11 protein-coding genes are annotated in these 11,594 nt (G+C 63.9%); 6 read left to right on the top strand and 5 right to left on the bottom strand.

What is annotated here, in order from left to right; all coding sequences use genetic code 11:
- A partial coding sequence (locus SX243_22000; protein ID MDY7095657.1) for an electron transfer flavoprotein subunit alpha/FixB family protein occupies positions 1-781 on the top strand: 781 nt, incomplete at its 5' end.
- Here the strand turns inward: SX243_22000 and SX243_21995 are convergent.
- Entirely contained in the window at positions 771-1,586 is an 816-nt protein-coding gene (locus SX243_21995) for an RNA methyltransferase (GenBank protein MDY7095656.1), read from the bottom strand. The genes SX243_22000 and SX243_21995 overlap by 11 nt on opposite strands.
- A 55-nt stretch (positions 1,587-1,641) precedes the next feature.
- On the opposite strand from SX243_21995, the gene SX243_21990 reads away from it, so the two are divergent.
- The 4 genes from SX243_21990 (at position 1,642) to SX243_21975 (ending at position 4,310) form a co-directional block, all read left to right on the top strand.
- Complete coding sequence (locus SX243_21990) at positions 1,642-2,184, top strand: DUF84 family protein (GenBank protein MDY7095655.1); 543 nt, start codon at positions 1,642-1,644, stop codon at positions 2,182-2,184.
- Between the two features lie 85 nt (positions 2,185-2,269).
- On the top strand, positions 2,270-2,806 hold the full coding sequence (locus tag SX243_21985) for a sigma-70 family RNA polymerase sigma factor (GenBank protein MDY7095654.1): 537 nt from the start codon (positions 2,270-2,272) through the stop codon (positions 2,804-2,806).
- 113 nt (positions 2,807-2,919) lie between these two features.
- Positions 2,920-3,435, top strand: coding sequence for a sigma-70 family RNA polymerase sigma factor (locus SX243_21980; GenBank protein MDY7095653.1), 516 nt, complete (start codon positions 2,920-2,922; stop codon positions 3,433-3,435).
- A 311-nt stretch (positions 3,436-3,746) separates the two neighbouring features.
- Positions 3,747-4,310 carry a sigma-70 family RNA polymerase sigma factor gene (locus SX243_21975; GenBank protein ID MDY7095652.1) on the top strand — a complete coding sequence of 188 codons (564 nt, stop codon included), beginning with the start codon at positions 3,747-3,749 and terminating at the stop codon, positions 4,308-4,310.
- Between the two features lie 41 nt (positions 4,311-4,351).
- On the opposite strand, the gene SX243_21970 is transcribed toward SX243_21975, so the two are convergent.
- Both SX243_21970 and SX243_21965 read right to left on the bottom strand, forming a co-directional pair.
- The gene (locus tag SX243_21970; protein ID MDY7095651.1) at positions 4,352-6,829 is read right to left on the bottom strand and encodes an LptF/LptG family permease; all 2,478 of its coding nucleotides are present in this window, start codon (positions 6,827-6,829) and stop codon (positions 4,352-4,354) included.
- Between the two features lie 10 nt (positions 6,830-6,839).
- Positions 6,840-7,088: a pentapeptide repeat-containing protein gene (locus tag SX243_21965; GenBank protein MDY7095650.1), complete on the bottom strand. Its 249-nt coding sequence runs from the start codon at positions 7,086-7,088 to the stop codon at positions 6,840-6,842.
- Here SX243_21965 and SX243_21960 point away from each other — a divergent pair.
- Entirely contained in the window at positions 7,087-7,524 is a 438-nt protein-coding gene (locus SX243_21960; protein ID MDY7095649.1) for a 6-carboxytetrahydropterin synthase, read from the top strand. The two genes, SX243_21965 and SX243_21960, sit on opposite strands and share 2 nt — an antisense overlap.
- A 1,215-nt stretch (positions 7,525-8,739) precedes the next feature.
- On the opposite strand, the gene SX243_21955 is transcribed toward SX243_21960, so the two are convergent.
- Positions 8,740-9,621 carry a ParB/RepB/Spo0J family partition protein gene (locus SX243_21955; GenBank protein MDY7095648.1) on the bottom strand — a complete coding sequence of 294 codons (882 nt, stop codon included), beginning with the start codon at positions 9,619-9,621 and terminating at the stop codon, positions 8,740-8,742.
- Positions 9,614-10,372, bottom strand: a complete 759-nt coding sequence (locus tag SX243_21950; GenBank protein MDY7095647.1) for a ParA family protein — start codon at positions 10,370-10,372, stop codon at positions 9,614-9,616. The genes SX243_21955 and SX243_21950 overlap by 8 nt, the downstream gene beginning before the upstream one ends.
- Positions 10,373-11,594: the final 1,222 nt, after the last annotated feature.

Raw genomic sequence — 11,594 nt, 5'->3', positions numbered from 1 at the left:
GGCGGAGGCGCTGGCGGACTACACTCCGGGTGCCTACGGCGACGCCTTGGCTCCGGCCCTGGAGCAGGCGGCCCCGGACTTTGTCGTCTTCCCCCACACCTACCAGAGCGTCGATTACTTCCCCCGTCTCGCCCAGCGGGTCGGGGCGGGACTGCTGCCGGAGGTCACGGCCTTCGAGCAGGGCGACGACGGTTTGGTCTTCACCCGGCCGGTGCTGGGAGGCAAGATGGTCTCCCGGGTGCGGGTCCAGGGCGAGGGGATGATCCTCCTCTCGGTGCAGTCCGGCGCCTTCTCCGCCGATCAGGCCGCCGCCGGCAGCGCGCCGGTGCAGGCCCTGACCTTGGGCGAGGTGCAGGCGGACCGGAAAATTCTCGGTGTCGAGGAAGTGGCCGGGGATCAGGTGGACCTGAGCAAGGCGGACGTCATCGTGGCCGTGGGCCGCGGTGTCGGCGGCGCCGACAAGCTCGATTCCACCCACCAGCTGGCGGAGCTGCTGGGTGCCGAGATCGGTGCCAGCCGGCCGGTCATCGACAGCGATTGGCTACCCCGGGACCGGCAGATCGGCTCCAGCGGCCAGACTGTGGCTCCCAAGCTCTACATCGCCCTGGGCATCTCCGGTGCCATCCAGCATCTGGTGGGCATGAAGGGCTCGGGGACCGTGGTGGCGGTGAACAAGGATCCCAACGCCCCCATCTTCAACGTCTCCGACTACGGCATCGTGGGGGATCTCCACGAGGTTGTTCCGGCGCTGGTGGAGGTGATCCGGGAGCTCAAGCAGTAGGAGCGCCCTGGTTGGACGGGCCGGATGCAGCGGAGGCGCGCCGCCGCCGAATCTCGAATAGAGGTAGGGCGGCGGCGACGGTGGCGTTGAGGGATTCCACCGGCGGCGCCAGAGGAATGGTCAGTCGCCGGTGGGCTCGCGCCACCAGATCCGCATCCAGGCCGGGCCCCTCCGCCCCCAGGAGCAGGATCAAAGCTCCGTCCAGGGAGGCGGAGTAGAGGTCCTCCCCGCCGCGGGGGACCAGGGCCAGCCAGCCCGGATCGAGCTCCTTCAGGTGCTCTTGGAGCTGTTCCGGCGTACATCCCGCGGCTACCGGCAGTCGCAGCAGGCTGCCGGTGGAGGCGCGCAGAGCTCGGGGGTGGTTGGGGTGGACGCTGCCGGCAGACAGAGCCAACCCGGCGCATCCGGCAGCTTCCGCCACCCGCGCCAGAGCTCCCAGATTTCCCGGGTCCTGCAGGCCCTGGCAGAAGAGGTAGATCCCGTCCCGGCGGCGCGGCAGAGCCGTCACGCCACCGCGGGACAACCGAGCCACCGCCAGCAGGCCCCGGGGCGAGTCGGCGTCGGCGAGCTGATCCAGCAGCCGGGCTGCCACCAGCAGAGGTGGCCTCGGCAGGCGCTCCAGCAGCGGCTGATAGCGCGGCTGGGCGCAGAGCTCCGGCGTTGCCAAGACGGTTTCCAGTACCAGGCCCGCGTCCAGGGCCTCGGTGATCAGGTGGGCCCCTTCCAGCAGGATGTGGTCGCCTTTACTTTGACGCAGCCGGCGAATAGTCTTGAGCGTCTTGTTGCCCGGACTTGTAATGACCATATCGAACCATCCTAAGGACTTCTGGCAAGCCCTTCAATCGGGGATCGAAGTCGCCGTGGCTTCTCCCAACCCCGAAAAGCTTTTGGGCGTCCGAGACGGCTTCCTGACCTACCTGCGTCAGCACCTGTCTCGAGTGGTGCCGGTTGCCCTGGTTCCGCATCAGGTCCAAGACCGGCTCCTGGGATTGCCCCTGCGGGACGAGGACACGGTGGACCTGACCCGCAGCCGCGCTCGTGCCCTCGCCGAGGAGCTGGGCAATACCTACCAGTTCTACGTCTCCACCGAAGGCGGTCTGGACGGCGTCGAAGCCGGCGACAAATCCCTCTTTTTCGTCCGCAGCTGGACCGCCATCGTGGGCCCCGGTGGGGGAGAAGCCCTGGGGGCCAGCAGCGCGGTGCAGCTACCGGAGCGTCTGATCGAAGGTCTGGAGAACGAGGACCTGCCCCTGGCAGTTCCCGGAACCCGCCGCAGCGGTGGCATGATGAGCTCCCTCACCGGCGGCGTCGAGACCCGCCGTCGGGCCGTCGCCTCGGCGACCTTCAACGCCCTCTCCTCCTTGTTCTACGGTCAGCTCGGACACCGGAGCGATCACAGCTGATGTTCGTCTCGAGATCTCTCCGGGACCGCTGGTCCCTTCGGAACACCACCTTCTCCGAAAGGCTCCCGGTGGAGGAGGCAGGCCGATGAGCAAGCCGGTGGACACTGCGGAGGAGCTCTCCCTGGAGGACCTCTTGGCCAAGATGCAGCCCCGGCTGCGCCAGGTCCTCTACCGCTATCGCATTCCCTACGAGGACGGCGAAGATCTGATCCAGCAGACCATGCTGACCCTGATCTACAAGCGGGACCAGGTGGAGAAGCCCGAGCCCTGGCTGGTGGCGACCCTCAAGAACCGCTGCATCATGTATTGGCGCAAGCGCCGTAGTCAGCTCTACGACACGGTGGACACGGCCATCCTCGAGTTGATGGCTCAGCCCGGCAAGTCACGGCAGGACCAACGAGCCCTCAACCATGATCTGCGCCGCGCCGTCGCCCGGCTACCGGAGCGTTGCCAGAAGATCGTGGCCCTGCGCTACGGTCTCGGCTATGGTCCGTCGGAAGTGGCGGAGAAGCTCGGCTACCAGAGCTCGAGCATTCGCAAGATCACCAACCGCTGCCTCGCCGCCCTCAGCAAGCAGCTCGTCGTCTCGGGCTTCCTCAAGCTCAGCCGCGACGAGTCCTAGACGCTCCCCCAACGATTCCTCCTGCCTCGGTGCACCGCCGAATCGGTGGAAGTGCCGGCAAAATACAACGTCGTGATAACGTATCGGGGATCTTTGCGGAGACAAGTACGACTGTGAAACAGCCGGAAGAGCAGGACTCCCTCGAAGCGTTGCTAGACCGCGCCCGCCCCCGGCTGGGTCGCGTGTTGGCCCGCTACAACATCCCTCCGGACGATGCGGAGGATCTGTTGCGGGATGTCTTCCTGACCCTGATTTTCCAGCGCGACCGGGTGTCGGAGCCGGAGGTTTGGGTCCTCCGGACGCTCAAGCAGCAATGCTTGGCCTACTGGCGCCGTCGCCGGCGGGTGCTCTACAGCAATCTGGACGCGGAGCTGCGCCAGTCGGTCCTGGAGACCGGCGGGGACTCCAAGCGCCGCGAGCGCCTGCGCCGCCAGCTCGCCCGGGTGGTGGACTCCCTCCCGGCGCCCTGCCGATCGCTGCTTCGCCGCCGCTACGGCCTCGACGGCGCCCTCGGCCCCGACCCGCTGGACGATACGGTCGCCGGAGAGGTCTCCCAGCGTTGCCTCGCCGCCCTCGGCAAGCGCCTGATGGAGTCCGGTGTGCTCGACGACCTCGACCCTCCCCAGTAGGCCAGCAGGCCCAACCGCCTCTTCACCCAGGGCTCAGCCCAGCCGTCTCATCGGAGTACCCATCGAAGGATGGCTGTAGACGTAGCTGCGCCTAGGTGATAAAATAGAAGAATTCATGCCTGTTGAACGAGATGACCCGCTGCCGACCTCATCCAGCTTGAGAATTGGGCAGGGGCCAGGGGCTCCCGGATGGATCTCTTGCCGGCTGAACGTGCCCGGCGATCCAGTGGAGCACTGAGCTGACGCGGTGGGTCCTATCCGGGGAGCGCGCTATGGTGGAGAAATCGAAAGCCGTGGATAGGGATCAGGACTTGGCCAGCAATCAAGACATGGCCAACGATCGGGATCTGAGCGCTTTTCTCGTCGAGATTCAACCGCGGCTGCGGGGAGTCTTGGCTCAATTCCGCATCCCCATGGAGGATGCCGAGGACGTCGTGCAACAAGCGATGCTCGCCTTGGTCTACCAGTGGGAGACCGTGCGCGATCCGGAGGCCTGGCTGGTGGGCACGGTGCGCAACAAATGCCTGGTCTACTGGCGAGACCGCCGCCGCCGTCTCTACGAGACCGTCGACTCGGTGCTGCTCAACTGGCTCGCCGTCAACGACCGCCCGGCGCAGACCCGCTTCGAGCTCGTCCAGGACCTGAGCACCCTCATCGCGCGGCTGCCGAAACGCTGCCAGGAAATTCTTCGCCTCCGTTACTCCCTGGGCTACAAGCCGGCGGAAGTGGCCGAGGAGCTCGGCTACCAACCGTCCAGCGTCAGCAAGATCACCAGCCGCTGCATGGCTGGGTTGCTCAAGCAGATGGTGCGCAGTGGCTATTGCGCCCCGCCGGAGAAGGACTCCGACGACACCTCGGAGCTCGGCGCTTCCTAGCCTTCCATTCCTAGCCTTCGCTTCCAAGTCTCCCCGCGGGACTAGGTCCGCACGCCCAGGAAAAGATAAAGGGCGAAGACCGCGAAGACCAGGTTGGGAGCCCAAACCGCCAGTAGGGGAGGGATGGCCCCGGCGGCACCGAGGGTGCTGAAGAAGACGTAGATGGCCATGAAGATCATCCCCAAGACCACCGACAGACCGACCCCGTAGAGAGCTCCCTGCTTGCCCAGCCGGAAGGCGAAGGGCAGGGCCACCAGCGCCATCACCAAGGAGATGGCGGGGTAGGCCATCTTGTTGTGTAGCTCCACCCGCAGCTCGGGGATGGACTGCCCCCGATCCTCCAACTCCTGAATGTAGCTTCGTAGCTCCTGGTAGCGCATCTGCTCCGGCGGCCGGATCTCGGAGGTGAAGTACTCCGGCGTCTCCGGGTAGTCGCTCAGCCGTGGCTCCTCGAAGCTCTCGTAGGCCGTCACCAGGGGCCCATCGAATGATCTCTTCCAGCCTCCCTCGAAGATCCATCCCGCCTCGCTATACACCGCGTGATCCGCCAGCAGACGGCGGGAGAGCCGGTAGTCCTCGTCAAATTCGAAAACCTGGAGCCGCTCCAGGGATTGGCGCCGGTTGTCGTAGTGGACGTAGTTGTAGACATAGCGCCCCTGGCCGAAGAGCCATTGGCGATCCGCCCGGCGGTAGGTGCGGGCGGATTGGCGGCCCTTGATCTGATCCTTGATCTGGGCCACCCGTTCGTTGGAGGCGGGGAGGACCTGGGACTGCAGGTAGATGTTGAACAGCACCACCAGCAGTGCCAGGGCCATGGCCGGCAAGGCGAGCCGGAAGAGGCTGACGCCGAGGGCCTTGAAGGCGGTGAGCTCGTTGGACCGGGAGAGCAGGCTGAAGGTGATCAGGGTGGTGACCAACACCACGATGGGGGCGATGTCGTAGAGGATCTGCAGCGAGAGGAATTTGTAGTAGGCGAAAACCAGGCTGCGGGGCACCTGGTTCTTGAGGATGTCGTCAATATTCTCGCCCAGGTCCGCCACCACGTAGAGGATGATGCCGGAGAGCATCACCAGCCCCAGGACCATCAGGAAGCTGCGGGCGACGTAGCGATCGAGGAGGCTGGGTATGGTGACCTGGAGGCGGGGGAGCCGGAGCAGGATGCGGCCCCCCTCGTCGTCCTCCGGGTCCTCTTCACCGGAGCTATCGTCACCGACATCCATAGAGCTCCGGCGCTGGTTGGCGAGGAGCTTACCGACCGACTTCTTCCGGCCACCGTCTCCCGCCGAGGTCGCCGCGGCCCTCTTCGCCGCTTGCAGCCGCTTGCGTTTCTTGCGCCAGTTGGCCAGCCGCTGGAGGCCGGCCCAGAGGTCCTCGCGAATCCAACGGTCCACCCGCGAGAGCATCAGGCTCTTGTCGCTGTTGCGCCGCAGGAGCAGAAAGAGACCGGCGGTGGCGAGCAGAACGTTGGGGGCCCACATGGCGATCCAAGCATCCATCTTGCCGTAGCGAGCCGCCTCCTCACCGTTGCTGAGAAGAATCCAGTAGACCAAGATGACGGCGATGGAGAGGGCGAATCCGGAGGCCTTGCCACCGCGACGGTTGTTGATTCCCAGGGGCAGGGCGAGCAGGCCGAAGACCAGGCAGGCGACGGGAATGGCGAAGCTCTTGTGAATCTGCACCCGCGCGAGGTTGCGCATCTCGGGGGTGGCATCGGGGTCCGCGACGCGCTCCTGGAGCTCTTGCAGGTCCATCTCCCGGATGCTCTTGGAGGCGGAGATCTTGGCTCTGCGGCGGCTGGTGAATTGGTCCTCGAGGACGGTCTCCAGCACCTCCTGCTGGCTGATGTTGTAGCTGTCGGGGTTGCGCATGTCGACCCGGTGGGTGACAGCGTTCTCGAGGCGCAGCACCAGCCGCTCGCCGGTAGGATCGACCCGTACCTCCCCCCAGTCGGCGATGACGATCTCCTGCTGTTCCCCGGGCAAGGCCTGGGCCACCATGACCCCTTTCCACCGCGTCTGTCCCGGCGGGATCTCGAAGACGTAGAGGACCTTGCCTTCCCATTGCTCGTGGAACACCCGCGGCTCGACTTGCTGGGAGACGCTCTGGGTCAGGATCTGGAGGTTGAGCTGTTGCAGGGCATGGTTGCCGTGGGGAAGCACGGAGACCATGAGGTAGACGTTGAGGGCGCAGAGCACCCCGGACAGAATGAGAATCGGGCGGTAGAGGCTGAGCAGGCTGATGCCGCAGGAGCGCATGGCGATGAGCTCGCTGTCGGCGGAGAGCCTCCCGACGGTGATCAGGATGGCGAAGAGCAGGGACATGGGGATGGTGAGTACGATGCTGCTGGGCAGGATGAGCAGCAGCAATTTCCCCACCACCGACGCGGGCAACCCGCGCTGGATGATCATCTCCGCCGAGCTGAACAGGAACTGCATCAGCAGGATGAAGGTGTACACGAGGAGGCCCAGCGCCAGGGGACCCAGGATCTGGGACAGGATGTAGCGGTCGAGACGGCGCATGAAGGGTCGATTATACGCGTCTCCTCGGTCTCCGCGGAGTTCGAGATGAGATCCTCTGCAGGGAATCTTCCGATGGGAGGCTCGAGAGCCAGGGATACAATGCCCGCCGGGGATGAGCCCCATCAAGATGAGCCCCATCAAGATGAGCCCCATCAAGATGAGCCCCATCAAGATGAGCCCCATCAAGATGAGCCCCTTCAAAAGCAGTCGGACTTTCCAAGGAGGTTCCGACACACCACCCCGAGGAGACCCCAGCCATGCGCGTCCGCCTGGAACGTCGATACCGCTTCTGTGCCAGTCATCTATACCGTCGGGAGGAATGGAGCGAGGAGGAGAACCGAGCCCGCTTCGGGGCCTGTGCGAACCTCCCGGGCCACGGCCACAATTACCGGCTGTATGTGACGGTGGCGGGATCGGTGGACCGGGCTACCGGCTTCATGGTGGATCTGCCGGCTCTGGATGCCCTGGTCCAAGAAGAGGTGATCACGCAGCTGGACCATCAGCATCTGAACCACGCCGTGCCGGAGTTCGGGCCGGGTGGCGAGATCCCGACCAGCGAGAATCTGATCCTCTGGATCCATGAGCGCTTGAGCTCCGGTCTAGGATCCTTGGGCGGCGGTGGGGAAGTGGAGCTTCTCCGCTTGCGGCTGGAGGAGGATGAAGACCTCGCTGCGGAGTGGGTGGCGGGGGACTGAATACTCCACCGCCTCACTTCCTCCCCTTACCGCCTCTCTTACGCCCCCGCCTCGTCCTCCTCGTGAAAGCGCTCCTGCGCCTTTTCCTACCAGCCCCGACCGCCACCTTTAGCGGCTCCACCCCCACCTGATTCCTCCCCAGCAGTCCAAGTGCCACGGCTGGTCTGAGTGGGCTGCGGGATTCGAGGACGGGCGTCTTCGCCCACCACAGAACCCGACGGCCCACGCCCCCGCATCGAACGGTCCCTGCTTGTGCAGGAGACTCACCTGAAGAACGTCAACGATAATCGGCGCCCCATCTCGCGTTCTCTAGTTGAGCAGGGACCGGTGGAACGTGGGCATCGACAGGCGAGCCCTGCGGTGGCCAGGGGGCCATCCTCGGGTCTCGCTGTCTCCTCATACCGGTGGTGGTAGGCGGAGCAATGGGGAAGGAGCGATCGCGGGTGGTATCGCTTCTGCTGGAGATTCCTGCTCGAAGAGCCTCTCGGAGCGAAGTCTCTCCAATACCTGGTTCCACTGATGGTTGGGGCCTCCCCAGAGTCGGACAGACCACCGGAGGTGTGAGTGGGCTGCGGGATTCGAGGATGGGCGTCTTCGGCCACCGCAGAACCCGACTGCCCACGCCCCCGCATCGAGCGGTCCTTGTCGATGCACGAGTCAGAAGCCCACCAGAAACCCACCACAAGGGCTCGGGAGCTGTCTTGGCTCTTCTTGGCTCAGCAGGGACCGGGTAGTGCGTGGGCGTCGACAGCCGAGCCCTGCGGTGGCCGGGGCCATCCTCGGGTCTCGCTGTCTCCTCATACCGAATGTGGTCTAGCGACTGCCAGGGAGATTGCCACCGTGGGTGGAGTCGCTTTGTGAGCAACCGCCTGAGCGAGAGAGGGAGGGCGGCTTGCGGGATGGGACAGGTTTACGCCCATCTAAGTTTACATAATATATCTTATCAGACCTTGAGCATGAAGAGCTCGGGAGGCAGCCCAGCAGCCGCTGAAGCTGGCTTCACCTCACGTGTGGACGGACCGTGACGCCACGGCTGCACCAAAAATCACAAGCCGAAGGCCCTGCCATGCGACAGAACCCTCAAGCCTGCGTGAAGCTACTGCGACTGGATTGGCTGGAAGGAAATCAACACAGTCCGCTATCACCTCAGGACGAGGCGACCGGCTGTGTTCGATTTGAGAAGGCTGGGTTCGGCTTGGAAGGCGGGTTGCTAGGCTAGCGGACCTTCTGCCCGCTGCGAAGCTGCTGGATGATCTCTTCGAGGGCGGTGATCAAGTCGTTTGGCTCGACCTCGCTCTGCCGAAAAGACAGCGACAGATTGTAGGACTTGTCCGGTGCGCGGAACTTGAACACGTAGGGCTTCTTCCGCCGAGCCGGCGCCTTGCGGTCGTTGCGGAATCGGCGGCGAAGATCGTCGCGGCTCAGGCCCTGCTTGTCCACCGCCTCGAGAAGGAAGCGCATCTCTTCCGGCGAATCCGCCTTGAGCACCTCCAGAAGCACCGACTTCGAGTGGATCTTCAGCGCCTGAGCGATATCCCGAACCTTGGGTGGCATCTGCAGCAGAGAGAGGCTCTCCGTTACCACCGTTCGCGATTTGCTCACCGCCTCCGCGATCTGCTCGTGGGTGTAATCGTGCTGATCCGCTAGCGCCTTGTAGCCTTCCGCTTCCTCGAACGGGGTCAGATCCTTGCGCTGGAGATTCTCGATCAGTGCAATCTCTAGAGCTTCCTGCTCCGTGACCTCCATCTCGATGACCGGCACCTTCGACAGCCCAGCCTCCTGAGCTGCCCGGTACCGGCGCTCGCCGGAAATGATCCGCAGCACTTCTCCGCTGCTTCCCTTTTCGCCTTGCATGCTGCGCACCAGAATCGGCTCCAGCACGCCCTTGTCCTTCACCGAGCGCACCAGCTCGCTGAGGTCGCCCATGGCGCTCCGAGGCTGGTTGGGATCCGGCTCGACGATGGAAAGAGGCACCATGCGACCGACGCTGGCATCATCGCGGGCGTCGAACTCTTCGACGAAATGGCTGCTGTGGCGCATGCGCCGGGTCGATGGAAGACCTCGGCGCCCGGAGCTGGAAGCGGCGGCTTTAGACACGACCTAACACCTCCTCGGAGAGCTTGTAGTACTCGAAGGCGCCGGAGGATTTGGGCGCAAAGTGAAAGATGGACTCTTTGTAAGCGGGACTCTCTTCGAGGCGCACGCTCTTGGAGATGACCGTCTCGAAAAGCTTGTCGCCGAAGACCTCGGAGATCTGTTCGTGGATGTCCCGGGACAGGACGGTGCGCTTGTCGTAGAGGGTAATCAAGGCCCCGAGAATCTGCAGCTGGGGATTGGCGCGCTGCTTGATCTTGTCGATGGTCTCGAGCAGATCGTCGGTCCCCTCCAGTGCGAAGTAGGAGGACTGGATGGGAATCAGAACGTGGCTGGCAGCCACCAGGGCGTTGATGGTGATGAGGCCGAGGGTTGGCGGGGTGTCGATGATGACGAAGTCGAACTCGTCCTGGACGGGCTCGAGAGCATCTTTGAGCCGATAATGACCGTCGAGCTCGCCGAGCAAAGTACTTTCGATCTTTGCCAGGCTGACCCGGGACGGCGCGACGTAGAGATGCTCGATCCGGTCGGACGGAACGATGATGTCGCGGATGGTGACGTTCGGCTCGACGAGAGCTTCGTAGACGGTGGCAAACTCAGGGGTCATTTCGATGAAAGACATCGAGCTATTACCCTGCGGATCGACGTCGACAAGCAACGTCTTGAGGCCTTTGGCGGCGAGTGCGGCGGAGAGATTGATGGCGGTAGTCGTCTTGCCGACGCCGCCTTTTTGATTTGCGATCGTGATATTCATGCTTCGTCGGGAGTGTATGAGAGTTCTTCTGAGGGGGTCAAGATGCCGGAACGCTTGGAAGAGACCCGAGGCTCGGAAAGCCCTTTGTTCTCGTGATCGGCCCTGAAAATTTTTCTTCTACGGCTTCGACTGACCGCAGGATCTTGCTCTTTGGACTCTGATCTGGTGACTGGCTTTCGTCCTCATCCTCGATCGACCCACAAGCTGCCGGAATACTGCCGACAAACCGCCGCCAGGGCAATGTCGGCGCGCCGACAATTTCCGCAAATTACTGATTCTAGAGCACTTAGTCTCTTTTCCTCCTTGTCGGCGGCCACCTTCCGTAGCCCACAAGTAGCCCAGAAGCGTTCTAGGCTGAGCCCAAGCCAGTGTCTCTCCGGATCTGCGGCCGCGTGAGGCCCTGGTGGGCATTGTCGGCGCGCCGACAATCGCCGCAGACTCCCCTATCCTGGGCTTCTTGCCTATCCGATCGAACCACGCTCCGACATCCTGAAGGTTGCTTCCTAGCAGTTGCTGTCGCCCCTCCGGGGCTTGGGAATTCTTCGGATTGCACACCCGGGGCTTGCGCCCCGGGCTAGATGCCTACGCCCCTCCGGGGCTCTGCTGTGCGGCCGTAGCTCCAATGGGGCGAGGAAGCTCCACTATCCTGACAGGACAGGCTCTAGTAGTCGGGGATGCCTCTCGATTCACCTGCGAGGATGAGATTAGGTCTTTGTGGTCGGGGGTATTTCCAGGATAGCCCGTCGCTACCGCAGAGCTCGACTTTCGGCGCCCACGGGCTTGCAGGTTCTTGTTCAGAGCTAGATCGAGCTGGGGGGCAGGAGCTTGCTCTTGCTGGCTATTCACAGGCAGGGATCGGTCGGTGCGGGGGCGTGGGCCGTCGAGTTCTCCGGTACGCGCAGACGCCCATCCTCGAATCCCGCAGCCCACTCACACCGCCTGTGTTGGGCAAGCACTGGGGACAGGCTTGATCAGGAGTGGAGTCGCTCCAGCACCCTCTACCCCTCGATTCCGGTGCTGGCTTCGAACTCGACGCTGTGCTTCGAGCTTCCCCCTCTACCGGCAGGTTGGGTGGGAGGCTGGGAGAGGGGGATCGAGGGGGTGAGGGCTCGGAGAAGCTGCTGACCTGGAGCGGTACCACGCATGGCCGCTCCTTCCCCATCGCTCCGCCAACCACCACCGGTATGAGGAGACAGCGAGACCCGAGGATGGCCCCCTGGCC

This window comes from Acidobacteriota bacterium (assembly GCA_034211275.1).
GTDB lineage: Bacteria > Acidobacteriota > Thermoanaerobaculia > Multivoradales > JAHZIX01 > JAGQSE01.
The sequence above is the reverse complement of the archived record's forward strand: the minus strand, read 5'-3'. Positions and strand labels throughout refer to the sequence as shown.

Coding starts and splice junctions, on each gene's coding strand:
- SX243_21995 (MDY7095656.1), bottom strand. CDS start 1,586: ATGGTCATTACAAGTCCGGGCAACAAGACGCTCAAGACTATTCGCCGG.
- SX243_21985 (MDY7095654.1), top strand. CDS start 2,270: ATGAGCAAGCCGGTGGACACTGCGGAGGAGCTCTCCCTGGAGGACCTC.
- SX243_21970 (MDY7095651.1), bottom strand. CDS start 6,829: ATGCGCCGTCTCGACCGCTACATCCTGTCCCAGATCCTGGGTCCCCTG.
- SX243_21960 (MDY7095649.1), top strand. CDS start 7,087: ATGCGCGTCCGCCTGGAACGTCGATACCGCTTCTGTGCCAGTCATCTA.
- SX243_21965 (MDY7095650.1), bottom strand. CDS start 7,088: ATGGCTGGGGTCTCCTCGGGGTGGTGTGTCGGAACCTCCTTGGAAAGT.
- SX243_21950 (MDY7095647.1), bottom strand. CDS start 10,372: ATGAATATCACGATCGCAAATCAAAAAGGCGGCGTCGGCAAGACGACT.